General features: G+C 59.5%; 23 protein-coding genes. 14 read left to right on the plus strand and 9 right to left on the minus strand.

The genetic code is table 11. The annotated features are described in order from the left end of the window. Positions 1–73: 73 nt before the first annotated feature. The 8 genes from mreB (at position 74) to tldD (ending at position 11,235) form a co-directional block, all read left to right on the plus strand. A complete protein-coding gene (gene mreB / locus L9059_RS10435; protein WP_002555108.1) occupies positions 74–1,111 on the plus strand; it encodes a rod shape-determining protein MreB in 1,038 nt (345 codons plus the stop codon). A 140-nt stretch (positions 1,112–1,251) separates the two neighbouring features. Beyond that, positions 1,252–2,331, plus strand: coding sequence for a rod shape-determining protein MreC (gene mreC, locus L9059_RS10440; protein WP_345894324.1), 1,080 nt, complete (start codon positions 1,252–1,254; stop codon positions 2,329–2,331). Then, on the plus strand, positions 2,331–2,822 hold the full coding sequence (mreD, locus tag L9059_RS10445; RefSeq protein WP_247290638.1) for a rod shape-determining protein MreD: 492 nt from the start codon (positions 2,331–2,333) through the stop codon (positions 2,820–2,822). Before mreC ends, mreD begins: the two co-directional genes overlap by 1 nt. 50 nt (positions 2,823–2,872) lie before the next feature. Beyond that, a complete protein-coding gene (locus tag L9059_RS10450) occupies positions 2,873–3,469 on the plus strand; it encodes a Maf family protein (RefSeq protein ID WP_247290640.1) in 597 nt (198 codons plus the stop codon). 57 nt (positions 3,470–3,526) lie between these two features. After that, complete coding sequence (gene rng / locus L9059_RS10455) at positions 3,527–4,984, plus strand: ribonuclease G (RefSeq protein WP_247290642.1); 1,458 nt, start codon at positions 3,527–3,529, stop codon at positions 4,982–4,984. 75 nt (positions 4,985–5,059) lie between these two features. Next, positions 5,060–8,863, plus strand: coding sequence for a YhdP family protein (locus L9059_RS10460; protein WP_247290644.1), 3,804 nt, complete (start codon positions 5,060–5,062; stop codon positions 8,861–8,863). A gap of 61 nt (positions 8,864–8,924) precedes the next feature. Then, the gene (locus L9059_RS10465) at positions 8,925–9,770 is read left to right on the plus strand and encodes a carbon-nitrogen hydrolase family protein (protein ID WP_247290645.1); all 846 of its coding nucleotides are present in this window, start codon (positions 8,925–8,927) and stop codon (positions 9,768–9,770) included. 22 nt (positions 9,771–9,792) lie between these two features. Next, positions 9,793–11,235 carry a metalloprotease TldD gene (gene tldD / locus L9059_RS10470; RefSeq protein ID WP_247290646.1) on the plus strand — a complete coding sequence of 481 codons (1,443 nt, stop codon included), beginning with the start codon at positions 9,793–9,795 and terminating at the stop codon, positions 11,233–11,235. A 59-nt stretch (positions 11,236–11,294) separates the two neighbouring features. Here tldD and yjgA read toward each other — a convergent pair whose 3' ends face one another. Continuing rightward, positions 11,295–11,819, minus strand: a complete 525-nt coding sequence (gene yjgA, locus L9059_RS10475; protein ID WP_045061465.1) for a ribosome biogenesis factor YjgA — start codon at positions 11,817–11,819, stop codon at positions 11,295–11,297. Positions 11,820–11,927: 108 nt separating this feature from the next. Here yjgA and pmbA point away from each other — a divergent pair, with 108 nt between their 5' ends. The 6 genes from pmbA to L9059_RS10505 all read left to right on the plus strand — a co-directional run bounded on the left by pmbA (position 11,928) and on the right by L9059_RS10505 (position 17,206). Further along, positions 11,928–13,274, plus strand: a complete 1,347-nt coding sequence (pmbA, locus tag L9059_RS10480; protein WP_247290647.1) for a metalloprotease PmbA — start codon at positions 11,928–11,930, stop codon at positions 13,272–13,274. A 161-nt stretch (positions 13,275–13,435) separates the two neighbouring features. Further along, positions 13,436–13,843 (plus strand): FagA protein, encoded by a 408-nt coding sequence (locus L9059_RS10485; protein WP_247290648.1) that lies wholly within the window; start codon positions 13,436–13,438, stop codon positions 13,841–13,843. Beyond that, positions 13,824–15,200 carry a class II fumarate hydratase gene (locus L9059_RS10490; protein WP_247290649.1) on the plus strand — a complete coding sequence of 459 codons (1,377 nt, stop codon included), beginning with the start codon at positions 13,824–13,826 and terminating at the stop codon, positions 15,198–15,200. The genes L9059_RS10485 and L9059_RS10490 overlap by 20 nt, the downstream gene beginning before the upstream one ends. A gap of 27 nt (positions 15,201–15,227) precedes the next feature. After that, on the plus strand, positions 15,228–15,668 hold the full coding sequence (locus L9059_RS10495) for a DUF2753 domain-containing protein (RefSeq protein WP_247290650.1): 441 nt from the start codon (positions 15,228–15,230) through the stop codon (positions 15,666–15,668). A 2-nt stretch (positions 15,669–15,670) separates the two neighbouring features. Then, positions 15,671–16,282: a superoxide dismutase gene (locus L9059_RS10500; protein ID WP_247290651.1), complete on the plus strand. Its 612-nt coding sequence runs from the start codon at positions 15,671–15,673 to the stop codon at positions 16,280–16,282. Positions 16,283–16,312: 30 nt separating this feature from the next. Then, the gene (locus L9059_RS10505; RefSeq protein WP_247290652.1) at positions 16,313–17,206 is read left to right on the plus strand and encodes a ZIP family metal transporter; all 894 of its coding nucleotides are present in this window, start codon (positions 16,313–16,315) and stop codon (positions 17,204–17,206) included. 4 nt (positions 17,207–17,210) lie between these two features. Here the strand turns inward: L9059_RS10505 and L9059_RS10510 are convergent, their stop codons facing one another. The 8 genes from L9059_RS10510 to lptC all read right to left on the minus strand — a co-directional run bounded on the left by L9059_RS10510 (position 17,211) and on the right by lptC (position 22,732). Then, entirely contained in the window at positions 17,211–17,486 is a 276-nt protein-coding gene (locus L9059_RS10510; protein ID WP_247290653.1) for an HPr family phosphocarrier protein, read from the minus strand. A 15-nt stretch (positions 17,487–17,501) separates the two neighbouring features. Continuing rightward, entirely contained in the window at positions 17,502–18,359 is an 858-nt protein-coding gene (rapZ, locus tag L9059_RS10515) for an RNase adapter RapZ (RefSeq protein WP_247290655.1), read from the minus strand. A gap of 2 nt (positions 18,360–18,361) precedes the next feature. Beyond that, entirely contained in the window at positions 18,362–18,826 is a 465-nt protein-coding gene (gene ptsN / locus L9059_RS10520) for a PTS IIA-like nitrogen regulatory protein PtsN (protein ID WP_247290657.1), read from the minus strand. A gap of 12 nt (positions 18,827–18,838) precedes the next feature. Next, entirely contained in the window at positions 18,839–19,147 is a 309-nt protein-coding gene (gene hpf, locus L9059_RS10525) for a ribosome hibernation-promoting factor, HPF/YfiA family (RefSeq protein WP_003178005.1), read from the minus strand. 74 nt (positions 19,148–19,221) lie between these two features. After that, positions 19,222–20,715, minus strand: coding sequence for an RNA polymerase factor sigma-54 (locus L9059_RS10530; RefSeq protein WP_247290660.1), 1,494 nt, complete (start codon positions 20,713–20,715; stop codon positions 19,222–19,224). A 184-nt stretch (positions 20,716–20,899) separates the two neighbouring features. Further along, complete coding sequence (gene lptB / locus L9059_RS10535; RefSeq protein ID WP_045061453.1) at positions 20,900–21,625, minus strand: LPS export ABC transporter ATP-binding protein; 726 nt, start codon at positions 21,623–21,625, stop codon at positions 20,900–20,902. Further along, positions 21,625–22,173, minus strand: coding sequence for a lipopolysaccharide transport periplasmic protein LptA (gene lptA, locus L9059_RS10540; RefSeq protein ID WP_247290662.1), 549 nt, complete (start codon positions 22,171–22,173; stop codon positions 21,625–21,627). The genes lptB and lptA overlap by 1 nt, the downstream gene beginning before the upstream one ends. Continuing rightward, positions 22,160–22,732 carry an LPS export ABC transporter periplasmic protein LptC gene (gene lptC, locus L9059_RS10545; protein ID WP_247290663.1) on the minus strand — a complete coding sequence of 191 codons (573 nt, stop codon included), beginning with the start codon at positions 22,730–22,732 and terminating at the stop codon, positions 22,160–22,162. The genes lptA and lptC overlap by 14 nt, the downstream gene beginning before the upstream one ends. Positions 22,733–22,734: the final 2 nt, after the last annotated feature.

A 22,734-nucleotide genomic window follows, 5' to 3' on the forward strand; every position in this document is an offset into this window, starting at 1 on the left:
TTGCCCAAAATCCCTGTCGTTGTTAGAGTTTGCCGCACTTTTTTACCCACGCGTTGCCTAGGGTCCTTTCCCCATGTTCAAGAAACTGCGTGGCATGTTTTCCAGCGATCTTTCCATTGACCTGGGCACTGCCAACACCCTTATTTACGTGCGCGAGCGCGGAATCGTTCTGAATGAGCCATCGGTTGTGGCCATTCGGACACACGGTAACCAGAAAAGTGTCGTGGCCGTCGGCACCGAGGCCAAGCGTATGCTCGGCCGTACTCCAGGAAATATTGCTGCCATTCGTCCGATGAAAGACGGCGTTATCGCCGACTTCAGCGTTTGCGAAAAGATGCTGCAGTACTTCATCAACAAGGTTCACGAAAACAGCTTTCTGCAGCCTAGTCCGCGAGTGCTGATCTGCGTTCCATGCAAATCCACCCAGGTTGAGCGTCGTGCCATCCGTGAATCGGCCCTCGGTGCCGGTGCCCGTGAGGTGTTCCTGATCGAAGAGCCGATGGCGGCCGCGATCGGTGCTGGCCTGCCGGTAGAGGAAGCGCGGGGCTCGATGGTTGTCGATATCGGTGGCGGTACCACTGAAATCGCGCTGATCTCCCTGAACGGTGTGGTCTACGCCGAATCCGTACGGGTTGGCGGCGACCGCTTCGACGAAGCGATCATCACCTACGTACGTCGTAACTACGGCAGCCTGATCGGCGAATCCACTGCCGAGCGCATCAAGCAGGAAATCGGTACGGCCTACCCTGGTGGCGAAGTTCGCGAAGTCGATGTTCGCGGTCGCAACCTGGCTGAAGGCGTGCCACGTGCTTTCACCCTGAACTCCAACGAAGTGCTGGAAGCTCTGCAAGAGTCTCTGGCGACCATCGTTCAGGCAGTAAAAAGTGCACTGGAGCAATCGCCACCGGAATTGGCTTCCGATATCGCCGAGCGTGGCCTGGTCCTGACCGGTGGTGGCGCCTTGCTGCGCGACCTCGACAAGTTGCTTGCCCAGGAAACCGGCCTGCCGGTGATCGTTGCCGAAGACCCGTTGACCTGCGTTGCTCGCGGCGGTGGCCGTGCGTTGGAAATGATGGATAAACACACCATGGACCTGCTCTCCAGCGAATAAGTCGCGGGGTTGCATCTATGCTGTTGAGCGCGCAGGCAGCACTTTGCAGTGCTGCCTGTTGGCGTTTATCTTCTGTCAGTGTGCATCCAGGCCGGTCTGCTGTATGAATAAACAAAACATTTGCCCGGGAGGAGCGGCTTATTAAACCGCTTTTCGCTAAAGGGCCTTCACTGGGCGTGCGCTTGTTGGTGCTGGTCGTGCTATCGGTCGCGCTGATGGTGGTCGATGCCCGCTTTACTCTGCTCAAACCAGTGCGTAGCCAAATGTCGCTGGTGCTGATGCAGTCCTACTGGATCACCGACCTGCCGCAGCGCTTGTGGCAAGGTGTGGCCAGTCAGTTTGGCAGCCGGACCGAACTCGTCGCGGAAAACGAAAAGCTCAAGACCGAAAACCTGCTGTTGCAGGGGCGCATGCAAAAGCTTGCCGCCCTGACCGAGCAGAACGTACGGCTGCGCGAGTTGCTCAACTCTTCGGCATTGGTCAACGAAAAGGTCGAAGTGGCCGAGTTGATCGGCATGGACCCCAATCCCTTCACTCATCGCATTATCATTAACAAGGGTGAGCGCGACGGCGTGGTCCTCGGTCAGCCGGTCCTCGACGCCCGCGGCCTGATGGGGCAGGTGGTCGAGTTGATGCCCTACACCTCTCGCGTATTGCTGCTGACCGACACCACCCACAGCATTCCGGTACAGGTCAATCGTAACGGTCTGCGCGCAATCGCCAGCGGCACCGGCAACCCGGAACGCCTGGAACTGCGCCATGTGGCCGATACGGCCGACATCAAGGAAGGCGATCTGCTGGTCAGCTCCGGTTTGGGCCAGCGCTTCCCCGCCGGTTACCCGGTGGCGACGGTCAAGGAAGTGATCCATGACTCCGGCCAGCCATTCGCGATTGTCCGTGCTGTGCCCACCGCCGCATTGAACCGCAGCCGTTACCTGTTGCTGGTGTTCAGCGACGGACGCACTGCCGAAGAGCGTGCCAATGATGCGGCCAAGGCCCAGGAAACCCTGGACCAATACGGTGGTGGCCCGATGATTCCTGACACTGTGCCGAAACCCGCCATGGTCCCGGCTGCGGCGGCTGCACCCGCGGCTGCCGCTGCCCCGATGGCTCCCGCAGCCACGGCCCCGATCAAACCTGCGGCGACCAAGCCGCCGGCCAAACCACCTGCTGCCAAACCGCCTGTCTCTGCACCGGCTAACACGGGGGGACGAGAATAATGGTCGGTACAACTGCATCCCGAAACGGCTGGATCGTCTGGCTGACGTTCGCTATCGGCTTGCTGCTCAGCGTTTCACCGCTGCCGCAGTTCATGGAAATCCTGCGCCCGCTGTGGCTGGCCTTGCTGCTGGCCTTCTGGGCACTGGCGATGCCGCAGAAAGTCGGCATGGTGACTGCGTGGTGCCTGGGTCTGGCCGAGGACGTGCTCTACGGTACGTTGCTGGGGCAGAACGCCTTGATCCTGACGCTCATCACCTTTCTGGTGCTGTCGCTACAGCAACGCCTGCGGATGTTCCCGATGTGGCAGCAGAGCCTGGTGATCCTGGTAATCTTCGGTCTCGCCCAGCTTGTTCAGCTATGGCTTAGCGCCCTCACCGGCAATCGCCAGCCAACGCTGGCGCTGGTGTTGCCGGCGCTGGTCAGTGCACTGCTCTGGCCTTGGATCAGCTACGGTTTGCGCGGATTGCGTCGACGCTACAAGATCAATTAATTCGGTCAGGCATTTGCCCGCACGGGTGTACTGGACAGGGAGATGTCGTGATGAAACAGCTATTTCTCGCCTCAGGCTCGCCACGTCGGCGTGAGTTGCTCACGCAGATTGGCGTGCCGTTTTCCGCCATCAGTGCGGACATCGATGAAACCCCCTGGAATGACGAATCCCCTTCGGCCTACGTCGAGCGCCTGGCGCGTGGCAAGGTCGAGGCCGGACGTGATGCGGTCGTGTCCACCGCAGGTTATTGCGTGCTGGGTGCCGACACCGCCGTGGTGCTGGACGGGAAAATTCTCGGCAAACCGTTGGACGAAGCTGACGCATGCGCCATGCTTATGATGTTGTCCGGTCGCGAGCATGAAGTTCTGACAGGTATCGCCCTGCTGGACGGGGAGCGTTGCGAATCCCGGGTGATCCGCAGCCTGGTGCGTTTTCGCCGGATCCAAGCGCTGGAAGCAGCTGCCTACTGGGCCAGCGGCGAACCCCGGGACAAGGCCGGCGGTTATGGCATCCAGGGGCTCGGCGCAGTGTTCGTGGCGGGCCTGGATGGCAGTTACTCGGCAGTGGTTGGCTTGCCACTGTGCGAAACCGCAGAACTGCTGGGCCATTTCGGCATACCCTGTTGGCAAACCCTTAACGCGCTCTGAGCGTCGTACTGACAAGATGCGGCCATTATCGTGAAAATGCCTGAACGAGACCCTGCCATGAGTGAAGAGATCCTGATCAACATCACGCCGATGGAATCGCGCGTGGCGGTGGTTGAAAACGGTGTTTTGCAAGAGGTCCATGTCGAGCGCACGCAAAAGCGCGGGATCGTCGGCAACATCTACAAGGGCAAGGTCGTGCGGGTATTGCCGGGGATGCAGGCGGCCTTTGTCGATATCGGTCTTGATCGCGCCGCGTTCATTCATGCCTCGGAGATTTCCCTGCGCGAAGGTCCTGCAGTCGAGAGCATCAGCGCGCTGGTTCACGAAGGACAGAGCCTGGTGGTGCAGGTCACCAAGGACCCGATCGGTTCCAAAGGCGCACGCCTGACTACCCAGCTGTCGATTCCATCCCGATACCTGGTTTACATGCCGCGTACCGCGCATGTCGGCATCTCCCTGAAAATCGAAGATGAAGGAGAGCGCGAACGGCTCAAGCAGGTGGTTACCGACTGCGTGGCCAAGGAAGGGATCAAGGAAGCGGGAGGGTTCATCCTGCGTACGGCTGCGGAAGGCGCCGGTGCCGACGAAATCCTCATGGATATCCGTTATCTGCGCAGGCTCTGGGATCAGATCAACGAGCAGATAAAGACCATTGGCGCACCCAGCGTGATTTACGAAGACCTCGGCCTGGCGCTGCGCACCTTGCGCGATCTGGTCAGCCCGAAGATCGAGAAGATCCGCATCGACTCCCGGGAAACTTTCCAGAAAACCACGCAATTCGTCGCTGAATTGATGCCGGAAATCGCTGATCGCCTGGAGCACTACCCTGGCGAGCGGCCGATTTTCGACCTGTACGGTGTCGAAGACGAAATCCAGAAGGCCCTCGAACGCAAAGTCCCGCTCAAGTCCGGTGGTTACCTGGTAGTCGATCCGGCGGAAGCCATGAGCACCATCGACGTCAACACCGGAGCCTTTGTCGGGCATCGCAACCTCGAAGAAACCATCTTCAAGACCAACCTCGAAGCCGCTACCGCTATCGCTCGCCAGCTGCGCCTGCGCAACCTGGGCGGGATAATCATCATTGACTTCATCGACATGGAAGATGAAGAACACCAGCGACAGGTCCTGCGCACACTCGAAAAACAGCTGGAGCGAGATCACGCCAAGACCAACATCATCGGCATCACCGAGCTGGGCCTGGTGCAGATGACCCGCAAGCGTACCCGAGAAAGCCTTGAACAGGTGCTTTGCGAGCCCTGCAGCAGTTGTCAGGGCCGGGGCAAGCTGAAGACTCCGGAAACCGTCTGTTATGAAATTTTCCGGGAAATTCTTCGGGAGGCTCGCGCCTATCAGGCGGAAGGCTATCGTGTATTGGCGAACCAGAAAGTTGTCGATCGTCTGCTTGATGAGGAGTCGGGCAATGTCGCCGAACTCGAAGGATTTATCGGTCGCACTATCCGGTTCCAGGTGGAAACCATGTATTCCCAGGAACAATACGACGTGGTGCTGCTCTGAACCCTTACGTTGTAAATCGCCTGGAACAGCTGGCCTCAGCTTTCTGCAGTTTTAACGCCATGGGAGCCAACTGACATGGACCGTCTGACACGCATTTTGGCCGCACTGACCCGCTGGGGTCTGGGCCTATGCGCGTTGGTTTTGGTACTGATGGCGCTCTACGTCAGCCTGGGGCGGCAACTCACGCCGCTGGTGGCCGAATATCGGGCTGAGGTCGAGGCCAAGGCCAGCTCCGCGTTGGGTATGCCGCTGCATATCGGCGAACTGGAAGGCAATTGGCGAGGCTTTGCGCCGATCCTGCTGGCGCATGACGTGATGCTCGGAGAAGGTGCGAATGCCCTGCGTCTGGATCAGGTGCGCGCCGTGCCAGATGTCTGGGCCAGCCTGCTGGCGCGCGAAGTACGCCTGGCCCATCTCGAACTCAGCGGTTTGAAGATCAACCTCAAGGAGGGCGAGGATGGCCATTGGGCGCTGGAGGGGTTGCCGGTCCAGGAGGATCAACCGCTGGACCCTGAACAACTACTCAGCCGAATGCAGATGGTCCAGCAGCTTTCGGTCCTTGATAGCCAGGTGACCTTGCAGCCACTGGATCATGCGCCGCTCACCCTCACTTATGTCGGCATGAACCTCAGGACCGGAAGCTCCCGCCAGCGACTCGACGCCCGGCTGACATTGCCGGACGGCCAGCCATTGGCATTGAGCCTGCGGACACGCCTGCCTGCCAGCGACTGGAAAAAAGGTGAGGCGGATGCTTATCTCAGCCTGCCGCAAAGTGACTGGTCGAAATGGCTGCCTGAGCGCCTGACCCGGCAGTGGAATTTCACCGAGATCAAGGCCGGCGGCGAACTCTGGGTGAACTGGAGCAAGGGCGCGCTGCAGAGCGGGGCCGTGCGCCTGAATGCGCTACAACTGAAGGGGGCATACGCTGAGCGCAAGCCGATCCAGATCAACAACCTGGCGCTCAACGGCTATTTCCAGCGTGACGCAGCAGGCGTCCTGGTAACGCTGGACTCCCTGGCCATGAACCTTGGTGAAACCCGCTGGGAATCGCGCCTGCAACTCAAGCAGAGCGCGGCCACCGACAGCAACCAGGAACTGTGGCACCTGCAGGCTGACCGCCTCGATCTAACACCGCTCACACCGCTGTTGAATGCACTGGGGCCTTTGCCTGAGGGCGTGGCCACGGCGGTCGAGCGTCTCAAGGTGACCGGTGGCCTGCGTAATGTACTGGTCGACTTCCGACCAAACGCTACGGACAACAGCAAATTCAGCTTCGCCGCCAACCTCGACCGGGTGGGTTTTAATGCCTATCACGGTGCTCCGGCGGTACGAAATGTCAGCGGCAGCATCAGTGGCGACCTGGGGCAGGGCGAGTTGCGCATGGACAGCAAGGATTTTTCCCTGCACCTGGACCCTATCTTCGCCAATCCATGGCAGTACCTCCAGGCCAACGCCAAGCTGACCTGGACGCTTGATAAAGAAGCCTTCACCCTGATCGCGCCCTACCTGAAGGTGTTGGGCGAGGAGGGTAAGATTGCCGGCGACTTCCTGATCCGCCTCCATTTCGATCATTCCCAGGAAGACTACATGGACCTGCGGGTCGGCCTGGTGGACGGTGATGGCAAATACACTGCCAAGTACCTGCCTACCGTATTAAGCCCGGCGCTGGACGAATGGCTGCGCACGGCGATTCTCAAGGGCGCGGTTGATGAAGGTTTCTTCCAGTACCAGGGCTCGTTGGCCCATGGCGCGGCAGATGCCGATCGCAGCATCAGCCTGTTTTTCAAGGTTCACGACGCCGAACTGGCCTTTCAGCCAGGGTGGCCACACGTCAGCAAGGTCAGCGGCGATGTATTCATAGAAGACAGCGGGGTGCGGATTCTCGCCAGCAAGGGGCAGTTGCTCGACACCCAGGTTCGCGACATCTACGTCGACATTCCCCATGTGCCTGCCGGCAAGAGCAGCCACCTGTTGCTCGATGGCGCTTTCGCCGGTGGCCTGGGCGATGGCCTGACAATTCTCCAGACCGCGCCTATCGGTACCGCCGAAACCTTTGCTGGCTGGGAAGGCGAGGGCGACCTGCAAGGCAAGTTGAAGCTGGATATACCTCTGGCCAAGGGCGAGCTGCCGAAAATCCTGGTCGACTTCAAGACCGCCAAGGCGCGCCTGAAATTGAGCGAGCCTGCGCTGGAATTGACCCAGCTCAAGGGTGACTTCCGTTTTGACAGCACCAAGGGACTCAGCGGTCAGAACATCACGGCGCGAGCCTTTGACAAACCGGTCTCGGCGCAGATTTTTGCCGATGGCAGCGCCGGCAATCTCAAGACCCGGGTGACTGCGTCGGGCCAGGTCGAGGTGAAAAAACTCGCCGACTGGTTGAGCGTTTCCCAGCCCCTGCCGGTAACCGGCGTAATCCCCTATCGACTGCAACTCAACCTTGGTGGCGCCGACAGTCAGTTACTGGTCAGTTCGAACCTCAAGGGCGTTGCTGTTGATCTGCCAGCGCCGTTTGGCATGGCGTCCGATGTTGGTCGCGATACCACGTTCCGCATGACCCTGCAGGGTGAGGATCGGCGTTACTGGGTCAATTACGGTGAGCTGGCGAACTTCACCTATGAAGCGCCCGCCAGCAATTTTGCCGAAGGTCGTGGTGAGCTGCTGCTGGGCGGCGGTCAGGCCGTCGTGCCCGGCGCCAAGGGCCTGCGCGTGCGAGGCTCGCTGCCGGAGCTGGACGTGGGGCCCTGGAAAGCCCTGGCGGACAAGTATGCCGGCCAGGATCCTGGCGGCAGTGCCAAGCAGTTGCTCAGCAGCGTTGACCTGAAGGTCGGCAAGCTCATTGCCATGGGCACGACCCTTGATCAGGCGTCGGTGCAGTTGAACCGCAGACCATCCACGTGGGCCCTGCAACTCGACAGTCAACAGGTCAAGGGTGCGGTGGCGATCCCTGATGCCAAAGCCGCGCCGATAGCCATCAAGCTGCAGTTCGTGAAGTTACCGGCGCCCGATCCGACGGTGCTCGCCGATGAAAACTCGCCAGATCCGCTAGCCACGGTGGACCCGACGAAGATTCCGGCGCTGGATATCACGATTAACCAGCTGTTCCAGGGCAAGGACCTGGTTGGCGCCTGGTCGCTGAAAGTCCGGCCGACGGCCAAAGGCATTGCCCTCAATGCCCTGGACCTTGGGCTCAAGGGCATTCTGCTGCAGGGCAGTGGTGGCTGGGAAGGTACACCTGGCGCATCAAATAGCTGGTACAAGGGCCGGATCAGCGGCAAGAACCTCGCCGACGTGTTGAAGGGTTGGGGGTTCGCGCCCAGTGTTACCAGTGAAAACTTCCATATGGATATCGACGGTGGCTGGCCCGGTTCTCCGGCCTGGCTGGCCACCAAGCGCTTCTCCGGGACCCTCGATGCATCGCTGAACAAAGGCCAGTTCGTCGAAGTTGAAGGTGGCGCCCAGGCGTTGCGGGTATTCGGCCTTCTCAACTTCAATTCCATCGGCCGGCGCTTGCGCCTGGACTTTTCCGACCTGTTTGGCAAAGGCTTGAGCTACGATCGGGTCAAGGGACTGCTGGTCGCCAGCAACGGGGTGTACGTCACCCGCGAGCCGATCCTGATGACCGGGCCGTCGAGTAACATCGAGCTCAATGGCACGCTGGACCTGGTGGGCGACAAGGTCGATGCCAAGTTGCTGGTGACCTTGCCGGTGACCAACAACCTGCCGATTGCCGCGCTGATCGTCGGCGCACCAGCGATCGGCGGTGCGCTGTTCCTGATCGACAAATTGATCGGCGACCGCGTGGCGCGTTTCGCCAGCGTCAAGTACACCGTCAAGGGGCCATGGAAAGAACCGAAAATCACCTTCGACAAGCCTTTTTGACCTGCTCTGATGGAGTAGCATGGCAGCTCCTACATGAGTTGATTCCACATAAGGAAAAACCATGTCTGTTGCTGTGATTCAAATGGTCAGCCAAAGCGACGTGCTGGCCAATCTGGCCCAGGCGCGTCGCTTGCTCGAAGAGGCCGCCGCAGCTGGCGCGCAACTCGCCGTACTGCCGGAAAACTTCGCCGCCATGGGGCGCCGTGACATCGCTGACATCGGGCGCGCCGAGGCTTTGGGCGAAGGTCCGATCCTGCCATGGTTGAAACAGACCGCCCTCGACCTCAAGTTATGGATAGTGGCCGGCACGTTGCCGCTGCCGCCAGTGGATCAGCCGACGGCCAAAGTGCATGCCTGCTCATTGCTGGTGAATGATCAGGGCGAGACGGTGGCGCGCTACGACAAGCTGCACCTGTTCGATGTGGATGTGGCAGACAATCGCGGGCGTTATCGCGAATCCGATGACTATGCTTATGGCAGTGGCGTCGTGGTGGCAGATACGCCAGTCGGCCGGGTCGGCCTGACGGTGTGTTATGACCTGCGTTTTCCGGAGTTGTACAGCGAATTGCGGGCCGCTGGCGCAGAGTTGATTACCGCACCGTCAGCCTTCACTGCGGTGACTGGCGCTGCGCATTGGGATGTGCTGATTCGCGCGCGAGCCATCGAGACTCAATGTTATGTACTCGCGGCAGCCCAGGGTGGAACTCATCCGGGGCCGCGGGAAACCTGGGGGCACGCCGCCATCATTGACCCTTGGGGGCGCGTGGTGGCCCAGCAGGACAAAGGCGAGGCCGTGCTGCTGGCCGAACGCGATAGCAGCGAACAGTCGTCCATCAGGGCGAGGATGCCGGTGTCCAGTCACCGGCGCTTTTTCTCGCAGGGCGCGCAGCGGCCTGCCTCGGAATGAACGAATTTAAGGCGTAAAGCATATGAGCGAGTTGTTGTCCTCAGTCAGTGAACACCTCCTGGCACCCGGCGGCGTAACCATCGAAAGCCTGCAAGGGGTGCTCGGCGATCTCGCCGGCCCAGGCATCGATGCCGCCGACCTGTATTTTCAGGGACAGATCTCCGAGTCCTGGGCGCTGGAAGACGGCATCGTCAAGGAAGGCAGCTTCAACCTCGACCAGGGCGTCGGCGTACGCGCGCAGTCTGGCGAAAAAACCGGTTTTGCCTACAGCAACGCCATCACCCTGGAAGCCCTGGGCGCAGCGGCCCGTGCCGCACGTTCTATTTCCCGTGCCGGCCAAAATGGCAGCGTGCAAGCTTTTACCACCCAGGACGTCGCCCAGTTGTATGGGCCCGATAACCCGCTGGAAGTGATGAGTCGTGCCGAGAAAGTCGAGTTACTCAAGCGCATCGACGTCGCCACCCGTGCCCTCGATTCGCGCATCCAGCAAGTCACCGTGAGCATGGCCGGTGTCTGGGAGCGCATTCTGGTAGCTTCCACCGACGGCAGCCTGGCGGCGGATGTTCGTCCATTGGTGCGCTTCAACGTTAGCGTGATCGTCGAGCAAAACGGTCGCCGCGAGCGCGGCGGTCACGGCGGCGGCGGTCGTACCGACTATCGTTATTTCCTCAGCGAAGACCGTGCTATGGGCTACGCCCGTGAAGCACTGCGCCAGGCGCTGGTGAATCTTGAAGCTATTCCGGCGCCGGCCGGTACATTGCCGGTGGTTTTGGGCTCGGGCTGGTCTGGCGTTTTGCTGCATGAGGCGGTCGGGCATGGTCTGGAAGGTGACTTCAATCGCAAGGGCAGCTCCGCCTACAGCGGGCGCATGGGCGAAATGGTTGCCTCCAAGCTGTGCACCATCGTTGATGACGGCACACTGGCCGGTCGCCGCGGCTCACTGAGCGTGGATGATGAAGGCACGCCTACCGAGTGCACCACGCTGATCGAAAACGGCGTGCTCAAAGGCTACATGCAGGACAAGCTCAACGCCCGCCTGATGGGCGTGGCCCGCACCGGCAACGGTCGACGCGAATCCTACGCGCACTTGCCGATGCCGCGCATGACCAATACCTACATGCTGGCAGGCGAGAGTGATCCGCAGGAGATCATTGCGTCGGTGAAGCGCGGCATCTACTGCGCGAACCTCGGCGGTGGCCAGGTCGATATCACCAGTGGCAAGTTTGTGTTCTCCACCAGCGAGGCGTACCTGATCGAGGATGGCAAGATTACTGCGCCGGTCAAAGGTGCAACCCTGATCGGCAACGGGCCGGAGGCCATGAGCAAGGTGTCGATGGTCGGCAACGACTTGTCGCTGGATAGCGGGGTCGGAACCTGTGGCAAGGATGGGCAGTCGGTGCCGGTGGGTGTCGGACAGCCAACGCTGAAGATTGATGCGATCACTGTGGGTGGCACAGGATCGTAGGAAACACGTGTTCCCCTGTAGGAGCCTTCGGCAGCTCCTACAGGAGTTTTGGACGCTACTTAACGCAAACCGCGTTGAGTCTCGTCCAGCTCACGGATGTACTTGAAGATTTTACGGCTCGATGCCGGCGGCTTGTTGGTCGCCAATTCGTGCTGGGCCTGACGGATCAGGGAGCGCAATTGCTGGCGATCAGCTTCCGGGTAGTCGAGCACGAACTTCTCCAGGACTGCATCGTCGCCCGCGATCAAGCGATCGCGCCAGCGTTCCAGGCCATGGAAACGTTCGTTGTACTGCCGCGTGGAGGCATCGAGTTGATCGAGCAAAACGAGAATGGCGTCAGTGTCCTGGTCGCGCATCAGTTTGCCGATGAACATCAGGTGCCGTTTACGCGCGATATTCGCGGTGTGCTTGGGCGCATCGGCCAGTGCCCGGCGCATGGCGTCGGTCAACGGCAGTTTTGCCAGCAAGTCAGGCTTGAGTGTTGTAAGGCGCTCGCCAAGGTCAACCAGAGCGTGCAGCTCGCGTTTGACCTGGGATTTGCTTTTTTCTCCCGTATCGAGGGAGTCGTCGTAAGAATCAACCATGGTGGCCGTCCGCAAAGAAACGCCGCCATGATAACCAGTCGGGGGCCGCTTGTCCGGCCCGGTCGCTCGATGACCCTCGCCGAAAGCAGAATTTGAGTGGAGAACAGCATGAGTGCAGTTGAAAGCGTCGGCCCGCAAGCGTTGCCGGCACTGCAGGAACAAGTCGAGCAGATCATTGCTGAAGCCAAGCGCCAGGGCGCCAGTGCCTGTGAAGTGGCTGTGTCCCTGGAGCAGGGCCTGTCGACCTCGGTGCGTCAGCGTGAGGTCGAGACCGTCGAATTCAACCGCGACCAGGGCTTTGGTATCACCTTGTACGTCGGTCAGCGCAAAGGCTCTGCCAGTACTTCGGCCAGTGGGCCCGAGGCAATTCGTGAAACCGTGGCTGCCGCACTGGCCATTGCCAAGCACACTTCCGAAGATGAAGCCTCGGGTCTGGCAGATGCCGCGCTGATGGCCAAGGATTTAAAGGATTTCGATCTGTTCCACCAGTGGGACATTACCCCGGAGCAGGCCATCGAAATGGCCCTGAACTGTGAAGCGGCAGCGTTTGCTGCCGACAGCCGCATCAAGAATGCCGACGGCACCACCCTCAGTACGCATCAGGGCTGCCGCGTCTATGGCAACAGCCATGGGTTCATCGGCGGTTATGCGTCGACCCGGCACAGCCTGAGCTGCGTGATGATCGCTGAGGCCGATGGTCAGATGCAGCGCGATTATTGGTACGACGTTAACCGCCAAGGCAGTCTGCTGGCCGATCCGGTGAGCATCGGCCAACGTGCCGCGCAGCGGGCTGCCAGCCGACTGGGTGCGCGTCCGGTGCCGACCTGTGACGTGCCGGTACTGTTCTCCGCCGAGCTCGCCGGTGGCTTGTTCGGCAGTTTCCTTTCGGCGATTTCCGGTGGCAGCCTGTATCGTAAATCTTCATTTCTTGAAGGCACCTTGGGGCAGCAGCTGTTTCCAGAGTGGCTGACCATCGACGAGCGTCCACACCTGATGCGCGCCATGGGCAGTTCGGCGTTCGACGGCGATGGCCTTGCGACCTATGCCAAGCCGTTCGTCGAGAAGGGTGAGCTGGTGTCCTACATCCTTGGCACCTACTCCGGTCGCAAGCTCGGGATGCCGAGCACCGCCAACTCCGGCGGCGTGCACAACCTGTTCGTCACCCATGGCGACGAAGACCAGGCGGCCTTGTTACGCCGCATGGGCCGTGGCCTGCTTGTTACCGAGTTGATGGGGCAGGGCCTGAACATGGTCACTGGCGACTACTCCCGTGGTGCCGCGGGCTACTGGGTCGAGAACGGCGAAATCCAGTTTGCGGTCCAGGAAGTGACCATCGCCGGTAACATGCGCGACATGTTCAAGCAGATCGTAGCGGTGGGTAATGACCTGGAGCTGCGCAGTAATATTCGCACGGGTTCGGTGTTGATCGAGCGGATGACCGTAGCAGGCAGCTAATACTTGCTGCAACACAAAAGGCGCGCCACCCAATCGGATGGCGTGCCTTTTTTCTGGGCCATACAAAAGCCTTCTGTGTGTGGGTTTGTGTCTATATTCGGGGTTGTTTTGGTTCTCATTATCATATAATAATAAATCTCATTGGCGAATGAGCCTGGATCATGAGTTCTGCCTTGCACGAGCAGCCCTATCAAGAAAGCTGGCGTTGGATGAGTCGCCAGATCCGTTGCGCAATGGACCCTGACGAGCCGCGTCTGATCGAGCATTACCTGGCTGAAGGCCGGTACCTGGCGTGTTGCACGGCGACTTCTCCCTGGACCATCGCCGAGACCTCTTTTCGTTTACTGCTCGATACCGCCGCCGACGTCGCACTGCCGTGGCATTGGCGCAGTCTGTGTCTCGACCAGGCCTGGCGCCCGCTGCGTGACCTGGAGCGCCTCTGCTTGTGCAAATGCCGCCTAAAGCGCTGGCAAAGCTACACCTGGCAGCTGGCGACATGCGAGTTACAGTCATCCATTCCTCTAAACGAACTGGTGCAAGGATTTTCTGATGAACAAGACACGTATTGAGCGCGACAGCATGGGCGAATTGAACGTCCCGGTAGACGCCCTGTACGGTGCGCAAACCCAGCGTGCAGTGGACAACTTCCCGATCAGCGGTAAACCGATGCCGGTGCAGTTCATCCGTGCACTGATCCTTGCCAAAGCTGCAGCGGCCCGTGCCAACGTCGAGCTCAAGCAGATCAGCGAGTCGCAGGGCAAAGCCATTGTCGATGCTGCGCAAGGTCTGCTCGAAGGCAACTTCATGCACCACTTCCCGGTGGATATTTTCCAGACCGGTTCCGGCACCAGTTCCAACATGAACGCCAACGAAGTGCTAGCCACCTTGGCCAGCCGCCTGCTCGGTGAGCTGGTCGATCCCAACGACCACGTCAACTGCAGTCAGAGCAGCAATGACATTATTCCGACCACCCTCCATGTCAGCGCATCCCTTGCGCTGCATGAGCAGTTACTGCCGGCGTTGACGCTTTTGGTGCAAGTGATCGAGCGCAAGGCCGAAGAGGTTCATCCCTATGTTAAGACTGGTCGCACGCACCTGATGGATGCCATGCCGGTACGCATGAGCCAGGTGCTCAACGGCTGGGCGCAGCAACTCAAGGCCAACATCGGGCACCTGCACGATTTACTGCCGAGCCTGCAATCCCTGGCTCAAGGCGGTACGGCTGTGGGCACCGGGGTCAACGCCCATCCCGAATTCGCGGCACGTTTCAGCGAGCAGTTGAGCAAATTGACTCTGGTGGAGTTCACGCAGGGCAAAGACCTGTTTGCGCTTATTGGCTCGCAAGATACGGCGGTCAGTGTCTCTGGCCAGTTGAAAGCCACTGCCGTTACCTTGATGAAGATCGCCAACGATTTGCGCTGGATGAACTCCGGTCCCTTGGCCGGCCTTGGTGAAATCGAGCTCGAGGCGCTGCAACCGGGCTCATCGATCATGCCCGGCAAGGTCAACCCGGTCATCCCTGAGGCTACCGCCATGGTAGCCGCGCAGGTGATTGGCAACGACACGGTGATCACCATCGCCGGTCAGTCGGGTAATTTCGAGCTCAACGTGATGCTGCCGATTATCGCCCAGAACCTGCTGAGCAGCATCGAGTTGCTGGCCAACTCCAGCCATCTGCTGGGCGAAAAAGCTATTGCCAGCTTCAAGGTCAACGAAGCCAGGCTCAAGGAAACACTGTCGCGTAACCCGATCCTGGTCACCGCCCTGAACCCGATCATCGGCTACCAGAAAGCCGCTGAAATCGCCAAGAAGGCCTATCAGCAAGGCCGCCCGGTTATCGATGTCGCCCTTGAGCACACTGACCTGACGCGCAGTCAGCTTGAGCTTTTGCTCGACCCGGTGAAGCTCACCGCAGGCGGCGTGTAATCACCGCTACCGTTTTGGAGGCTCACCATGGAGCACTGGAAACGCACGATCGAAAGAGCAAATCGCTGTTTCATGCAGGGCGAACTGGTCGATGCACGCGAAGCTTACTTACAGGCATTGGCGCTGGCCCAGGTGTTGTTCGAGCGCTGGGCGGATGCTGACGAAGCGGTGGCGGCCTGCGTCATCTCTCATCACAACCTGGCGGACCTGCACCTGTGGCTGAACGAGCCGGAGGAAAGCGCCGAGTATCTTTGCGCCATACACCAGCGGTTGCTGCAGACCATGCAGGACACGCGACTGTCGCCACCCTTGCGCGAAGCGGCACTGCACCAGTCCAGCAAGACCTATGTCGAGTTGCTGAATTTTATCGGCGAGTACGGTGAGTACCCACGTACCCACCGGTTGCTGCACATCGAAGCCGTTTCAACTGCCAACCGGCCTGCGCCTCTTCATCATGGAGTTCATTGAACATGGCTTTTACCTTGCCTGCCCTGCCTTACGCCTACGATGCCCTGGAACCGCACATTGATGCCAAGACCATGGAGATCCACTACACCAAGCACCACCAGACCTACATCAATAACCTGAATGCCGCCGTCGAGGGCACCGAATTCGCTGAATGGCCTGTAGAGAAGCTGTTGTCAGCCGTCCAGCAGTTGCCAGAAAAACTGCGTGCCGCCGTCATCAACCAAGGTGGTGGCCATGCCAATCATTCGCTGTTCTGGGAAGTCATGGCCCCTCATGGTGGCGGCGCACCCGACGGCGCGCTCGCCAACGCGATCGACGAGCAACTGGGTGGGCTCGAGAGTTTCAAGGAGGCCTTTACCAAGGCTGCGCTTACCCGTTTCGGCAGTGGCTGGGCGTGGCTGAGTGTTACCCCGCAAAAGACCCTGGTCGTGGAAAGTAGCGGCAATCAGGACAGTCCGCTGATGAATGACACCACGCCTATCCTCGGCCTGGATGTCTGGGAGCATGCTTACTACCTGCATTACCAGAACCGTCGCCCGGAATACATCAAAGCGTTCTACAACGTGATCAATTGGCCCGAAGTCGCGGCGCGCTACAAAGCGGCCTTGGGTTGAATCTTCAATGAAAAACCACCAAGGCTGAATATGCGCACTGAAACGCTGGCGATCGGAAGTGGGCGGATGTTTCGTTACGCATTGGGATCGCTGTTCTTGCTGGTGGGGATGTCCATGCTGGTCGCCCAGGGGTTGGTGTGGCTGGATCTTGAGCCGAAACTGCTGCGCGCACTGCAGGGCGGGGCGATCTGCGCACTGGGTACTGCCCTGGGCGCATTGCCGGTGTTGGTGATTCGGCGGATGCCCCAGGCCGTCAGCGATACGCTGCTGGGTTTCGGCGCCGGTGTGATGTTGGCGGCGACAGCGTTTTCGCTGATCGTGCCAGGCATTTCAGCCGCCGAAAGCCTCGGGCTCACGCCTTGGGCCGCCAGTGGCCTGATCAGCTTTGGCATCATGCTTGGTGCTTTCGGGCTGTATCTGGTGGACCGCAAGGTGTCCGGTGCCAGTCCGGAAATGCTGGTAGGCAGGCGGGAGCGGCCAGTGATCCCGCCGCGAATCTGGCTGTTTGTGTTTGCCATCATCGCCCACAACATTCCTGAAGGCATGGCGGTCGGTGTGTCAGCCGGGGGTGGGATGGCCGATGCCGATAGCCTGGCGATGGGGATTGCGTTGCAAGATGTGCCGGAAGGGCTGGTGATTGCGCTGGTGTTGGCGGGGGCGGGCATGTCGAGGGTCAGGGCATTTCTGATCGGTGCGGCGTCAGGGTTGGTCGAGCCGGTGTTTGCATTACTGTGTGCGTGGCTGGTGAGCCTGGCTGAACTGTTGTTGCCGCTTGGGCTGGCACTGGCGGCCGGGGCCATGTTGCTTGTAGTGACGCACGAAGTGATTCCCGAGTCGCGGCGTCATGGCCACGACAAGCTGGCGAGCCTGGGGCTGCTGATCGGGTTTTGTTTGATGATGGTGATGGATACGGCGTTGGCTTGACGTTCTACTCGCCTTCGTCGAAGTAATTATTGATCAACCTCGCCAGTGCATCCAGCGCTTCGCCCGCTTGCTCGCCTTCCGTGTTCAAGTGGATTTTGGTGCCCTTGCCGGCCGCGAGCATCATCATTGCCATGATGCTCTTGCCGTCCACCGTGGTTTCCGGCGTGCGTCCTACCCTGATAGTGCAATTCTTGAATTGGCCAGCGACCCCGACAAATTTTGCTGAAGCGCGAGCATGCAGGCCCAGCTTATTGATGATTTCGATTTCCAGAGCAGGCATCGCGATGTGAATCCTTTAGCTGAGGTCGCGGTGGCGGACCTGGACGTTCTTCAGGGTTTGTTGCAGGACCTGGCCCAGACGTTCGGTCAGGTAGACGGAGCGGTGATGCCCGCCAGTGCAGCCAATAGCAATGGTGACATATGCACGGTTGCTGGCAGCGAAGCGTGGTAGCCATTTGAGCAGGTACGAGGAGATGTCCTGGAACATCTCCTCGACGTCCGGTTGCGCGGCCAGGTAGTCGGCTACCGGTTGATCGAGCCCGGATTGCTCGCGCAATTCCGGTTTCCAGTAAGGGTTGGGCAGGCAGCGCACGTCGAACACCAGGTCGGCATCCACCGGCATGCCACGCTTGAAGCCGAAAGACTCCACCAGGAACGCGGTGCCAGGCTCTGGCTGGTTTAACAACCGCAGCTTGATGGTATCGCGCAGTTGGTACAGGTTCAGGTTGGTGGTGTTGACCTTGAGGTCGGCCAGGTCGGCAATCGGACCGAGCAGATTGGACTCGTCCTGAATCGCCTCGGCCAAGGAACGATTGGCATTGCTCAGCGGATGGCGGCGACGGGTTTCGGAGAAACGCTTGAGCAGGGTTTCCTCGTCGGCGTCCAGATACAGCACGTCACACTTGATGTGGCGGCTGCGGACTTCTTCCAGCAGTTCCGGAAAACGTGACAGGTGGCTCGGCAGGTTGCGCGCGTCAATCGACACGGCCACCAGCGGTTGCGCCAATTCGGTGTGGATCAGTGCTCGTTCGGCCAGTTCGGGCAATAGCCCGGCAGGTAAATTGTCGATGCAGTAGTACCCGCTGTCTTCAAGGACATCGAGCGCGGTACTTTTACCTGAGCCGGAACGGCCGCTGACAATGATCAAGCGCATGATTAATGACCGTTCTGCTCGTCCAGGACAACCTGGTACAAGGCTTCATTGCTCGGGGCGCTGCGCAATTTTTCGCGAACTTCCTTGCGATCAAGCATGCTTGCGATCTGGCGCAAGAGCTCCAGGTGCGCATCGGTGGCGGCTTCCGGGACCAGCAGCACGAACAGCAGGTCAACCGGGGCGCCGTCGATGGCGTCGAAATCGATGGGCGCGTCGAGATGCATCAGGGCGCTGACGGGAGAGGTACAGCCCTTGAGGCGACAGTGAGGGATGGCGATGCCGTTGCCAAAACCGGTCGAGCCGAGTTTTTCACGGGCGATCAGGGCCTCAAAGACATCTTGCATCTCCATATCCGGCACTTCGCGATGGATTAGGTTGGCAATTTGTTCGAGGGCTTTCTTTTTACTGCCGCCCGACACGTTCACGAGGGAACGGCCGGGGGTCAGGATTTTTTCAAGTCGGATCATGGGTTGGGAGTGTTAACGACCGGTTGCGCCCTGGAGGAGGCTCTGGGTCTTTTCCTTATGCTTTTTGAGTTGGCGATCCAGCTTGTCGGTCAGCAGGTCGATGGCGGCATACATGTCCGTATGCTCGGCATTGGCGACCACTTCTCCGCCGGGGATATGCAGCGTGGCTTCGATTTTCTGCAGCAGCTTCTCGACGTTCATCGTGACTTGCACGTTGGTTATCTTGTCGAAATGCCTTTCCAATCGGTCGAGTTTTTCACCGATGTAGGTGCGCAGGGGTTCGGTCACTTCCAGTTGGTGTCCACTGATGTTGACTTGCATACAGCTTCTCCTTCGTTGCCAGTGCATAAAGCGGTAGATCCGATGATCTACCACTGGAACGCTGTGGCGTGGCTCTACATCAACCGCTTGCGTTCGCTCGAAGGCGCGATCCCAAGGGATTCGCGGTACTTGGCGACGGTGCGGCGAGCCACCTGAATGCCTTGTGCCTCCAGTAAACCAGCGATCTTGCTGTCACTCAACGGCTTTTTCTGATTTTCCGCAGCAACCAGTTTTTTGATGATCGCGCGGATCGCCGTGGACGAGCATTCTCCGCCTTCCGAGGTGCTGACGTGACTGGAGAAAAAGTATTTCAGTTCATAGATACCGCGTGGGGTATGCATGAATTTCTGCGTGGTAACCCGCGAAATCGTCGATTCGTGCATGCCGACCGCTTCAGCAATGTCATGCAGTACCAGCGGCTTCATCGCTTCGTCGCCGTACTCTAGAAAACCGCGTTGATGCTCGACGATCTGGGTGGCCACTTTCATCAAGGTTTCGTTGCGGCTCTGCAGGCTCTTGATGAACCAGCGGGCTTCCTGCAACTGATTGCGCATGAAGGTGTTGTCGGCACTGGTGTCAGCACGGCGAACAAAACCTGCGTATTGGGCGTTGACCCGCAACTTGGGCACCGACTCCTGGTTGAGTTCCACCAGCCAGCGCTCGTTGTCCTTGCGCACGATCACGTCCGGAACCACGTATTCGGCCTCGCTCGACTCGATCTGCGAGCCGGGCCGAGGGTTCAGGCTCTGGACCAGTTCGATGACCTGGCGCAGCTCATCTTCCTTGAGCTTCATGCGACGCATCAGTTGGCTGTAGTCGCGGCTGCCCAGCAGGTCGATGTAGTCCGTGACCAGCCGCTTGGCTTCAGCGAGCCACAGGGTCTTGGCGGGCAGCTGGCGTAATTGCAGCAACAGGCATTCGCCAAGGTTGCGGGCAGCGATACCGGCCGGTTCGAATTGCTGGATGCGATGCAGGACGGCTTCGATTTCATCCAGCTCGATATCCAGCTCCGGGTCGAAGGCTTCGAGTATTTCCTCGAGGGTTTCGTCCAGGTAGCCCTGATTGTTGATGCAATCGATCAGGGTGACAGCGATCAGGCGGTCAGTGTCGGACATCGGGGCGAGGTTCAGTTGCCACAGCAGGTGGCTTTGCAGGCTTTCGCCGGCCGACGTGCGGGTGGTGAAGTCCCACTCGTCATCATCGTTGCTTGGCAAGCTGCTGGCGCTGGTCTGGTAGACGTCTTCCCATGCGGTATCGACCGGCAGCTCGTTAGGGATGCGCTCGTTCCAGTCGCCTTCCTCGAGGTTGTCTACCGTTGGTGCGGTCTCCTGATAGGAGGGCTCTGAAACGTCCGCGTTGGGGGGCTGCTCGGCTTTGTCGGCCAAGGGATCGGCATTATCGAAGTCGTCGCCGTCTTCCTGGCGTTCGAGCATCGGGTTGGACTCCAGCGCCTCCTGGATTTCCTGTTGCAGGTCCAGGGTCGACAATTGGAGCAGGCGGATGGCCTGTTGCAGCTGCGGTGTCATCGTCAGCTGCTGGCCCATTCTCAAGACTAGCGATGGTTTCATGGCAGGGGCTTAAACCTTATTCGCCGGCGCGCATGCGCCATCCACTACAGGGCGCCGAAGCGCCAAACTTAAGCAAATTATATGCCCGATATTGCAACGTTTGCCTAGAGCGCTGTAACAATAAAAAAGTATTGATTTTTTCAGAGTGACAAGCGCTCCGGCGACTGCCCAGGCACCTCAGCGCTTACAGGCGGAACTCATGGCCCAGATACACTTCCTTGACCAGGTCGTTGGCCAGGATGGTGGCGGAGTCGCCCTCGGCAATCAGCTGGCCATCGTTGACTATGTAAGCGGTCTCGCAGATGTCCAGGGTTTCACGGACGTTGTGGTCGGTGATGAGCACGCCAATGCCCTTGGCCTTCAGGTGATGGATGATCTGCTTGATATCGCCCACCGAGATCGGGTCCACGCCGGCGAAAGGTTCATCGAGCAGAATGAACTTCGGGTTGGTGGCCAGTGCCCGGGCGATCTCCACACGGCGCCGCTCGCCGCCCGACAAGCTCATGCCGAGGTTGTCGCGGATGTGGCTGATGTGAAATTCCTGCAGCAGGCTTTCCAGCTCTTTGCGGCGACCGGCCTTGTCGAGTTCCTTGCGGGTCTCGAGGATGGCCATGATGTTGTCGGCCACCGACAATTTACGGAAGATCGACGCTTCTTGCGGGAGATAGCCGATACCAGCCTTGGCACGACCGTGCATGGGTTGGTGGCTGACGTCCAGGTCGTCGATCAGTACGCGGCCCTGATCAGCCTGCACGAGGCCGACGATCATGTAGAAGCAGGTGGTCTTGCCGGCGCCGTTGGGGCCGAGAAGCCCGACGATCTGACCGCTGTCGATGGACAGGCTGACGTCGCGCACGACCTGGCGGCTCTTGTAGCTCTTGGCCAGATGCTGAGCTTTCAGAGTTGCCATTACTGGGCCTTCTGCTCGTCGGTTTTCTTTTTAGGCTGGATCACCATGTCGATCCGCGGACGCGACTCGGTCACCTTGTTGCCGGTGGCGCGACCGGCGCTTGCCAGCTTCTTCACGGTGTCGTAGACGATTTTCTCGCCCTGGGTGACGTTGTTGTCCTTGTCGATGACCTTGGCGCGATCGATCAGCACTACGCGGTTTTGCGCGGCGTGATACTGGATCGTGACCCCGTAGCCCTGGACAGGCTTGGCGTCGCCCTGGGTCTGCAGTTGCTCGAAGTAAGCCAGGTTGCCCACGGAGGTCACCACGTCGATGTCGCCTGCCGGGGTGCGGGTGATGGTCACGGTGTTACCGGTTACCTTCATCGAACCCTGGGTGATGATGACGTCGCCTTTATAGGTGGCGATGCCGTTCTTGTCGTCCAGTTGGGCGTCGTCGGCCTGAATACGGATAGGCTGCTCTTGATCGTTCGGCAGAGCCCAGGCGCTCACGCTTCCCAGTGCTGCGCCCAGGCTGAGCAAAATAGGGAGGGTTTTAACGAGCCTCATACTGTCCTCTTACGTTCGATAGCAGGTGTATCCTGCTTTCTTTCAAATACGCTTTCATTCCCGTACCAGTCGACACGCCACCGGCACCGTCGATTCTAACGGGTTGCTCCGTCTGCGCATATTGCTGCTTCGGGAACACGGTCATGCGGGTGGTGGTGATCAGCGTCTTGCGGTTTTTCTCGTCGAAACGTGTGATGCGCACCGAGTCGATCAGTTCCACCTCCGTACCATCCGGATTTACTTCACCGCGTTCGCTCTGTACATGCCAGGGGAACTCGGTGCCGCGAAACATGTTCAGGTCCGGATTGGTCAGTAGCGTGACTTCAGTGGCTTTGAGGTGTTCGACCTTGTCTGACGTCATCTCATACTGCAACTTGCCATCCGGCAGGTACTGCACGCTGTGGGCATTCAATGCGTAATAGTCGATCGCCGTCTCGTCGACGGCCACGGTCGGCTTGTCGAGAAAGCGTTCGGGGCTGATGTTCCAGTAGCCGACCGCAGCGAAAATCGCGGCGATGCAACCAAACAGCAATATGTTGCGAAACTTTTTGCTCAGCATAG

The sequence above is a fragment of the Pseudomonas violetae genome, from assembly GCF_023072615.1.
Taxonomy (GTDB): domain Bacteria; phylum Pseudomonadota; class Gammaproteobacteria; order Pseudomonadales; family Pseudomonadaceae; genus Aquipseudomonas; species Aquipseudomonas violetae.

Coding starts and splice junctions, on each gene's coding strand:
- lptA (WP_247290662.1), bottom strand. CDS start 22,173: ATGAGGCTCGTTAAAACCCTCCCTATTTTGCTCAGCCTGGGCGCAGCA.
- L9059_RS10495 (WP_247290650.1), top strand. CDS start 15,228: ATGGAGCACTGGAAACGCACGATCGAAAGAGCAAATCGCTGTTTCATG.
- L9059_RS10450 (WP_247290640.1), top strand. CDS start 2,873: ATGAAACAGCTATTTCTCGCCTCAGGCTCGCCACGTCGGCGTGAGTTG.
- lptB (WP_045061453.1), bottom strand. CDS start 21,625: ATGGCAACTCTGAAAGCTCAGCATCTGGCCAAGAGCTACAAGAGCCGC.
- L9059_RS10505 (WP_247290652.1), top strand. CDS start 16,313: ATGCGCACTGAAACGCTGGCGATCGGAAGTGGGCGGATGTTTCGTTAC.
- pmbA (WP_247290647.1), top strand. CDS start 11,928: ATGAGTGCAGTTGAAAGCGTCGGCCCGCAAGCGTTGCCGGCACTGCAG.
- lptC (WP_247290663.1), bottom strand. CDS start 22,732: ATGCTGAGCAAAAAGTTTCGCAACATATTGCTGTTTGGTTGCATCGCC.
- L9059_RS10485 (WP_247290648.1), top strand. CDS start 13,436: ATGAGTTCTGCCTTGCACGAGCAGCCCTATCAAGAAAGCTGGCGTTGG.
- ptsN (WP_247290657.1), bottom strand. CDS start 18,826: ATGATCCGACTTGAAAAAATCCTGACCCCCGGCCGTTCCCTCGTGAAC.
- mreD (WP_247290638.1), top strand. CDS start 2,331: ATGGTCGGTACAACTGCATCCCGAAACGGCTGGATCGTCTGGCTGACG.
- L9059_RS10510 (WP_247290653.1), bottom strand. CDS start 17,486: ATGCCTGCTCTGGAAATCGAAATCATCAATAAGCTGGGCCTGCATGCT.
- hpf (WP_003178005.1), bottom strand. CDS start 19,147: ATGCAAGTCAACATCAGTGGACACCAACTGGAAGTGACCGAACCCCTG.
- L9059_RS10530 (WP_247290660.1), bottom strand. CDS start 20,715: ATGAAACCATCGCTAGTCTTGAGAATGGGCCAGCAGCTGACGATGACA.
- yjgA (WP_045061465.1), bottom strand. CDS start 11,819: ATGGTTGATTCTTACGACGACTCCCTCGATACGGGAGAAAAAAGCAAA.
- L9059_RS10490 (WP_247290649.1), top strand. CDS start 13,824: ATGAACAAGACACGTATTGAGCGCGACAGCATGGGCGAATTGAACGTC.
- L9059_RS10465 (WP_247290645.1), top strand. CDS start 8,925: ATGTCTGTTGCTGTGATTCAAATGGTCAGCCAAAGCGACGTGCTGGCC.
- L9059_RS10460 (WP_247290644.1), top strand. CDS start 5,060: ATGGACCGTCTGACACGCATTTTGGCCGCACTGACCCGCTGGGGTCTG.
- mreB (WP_002555108.1), top strand. CDS start 74: ATGTTCAAGAAACTGCGTGGCATGTTTTCCAGCGATCTTTCCATTGAC.
- L9059_RS10500 (WP_247290651.1), top strand. CDS start 15,671: ATGGCTTTTACCTTGCCTGCCCTGCCTTACGCCTACGATGCCCTGGAA.
- rapZ (WP_247290655.1), bottom strand. CDS start 18,359: ATGCGCTTGATCATTGTCAGCGGCCGTTCCGGCTCAGGTAAAAGTACC.
- rng (WP_247290642.1), top strand. CDS start 3,527: ATGAGTGAAGAGATCCTGATCAACATCACGCCGATGGAATCGCGCGTG.
- tldD (WP_247290646.1), top strand. CDS start 9,793: ATGAGCGAGTTGTTGTCCTCAGTCAGTGAACACCTCCTGGCACCCGGC.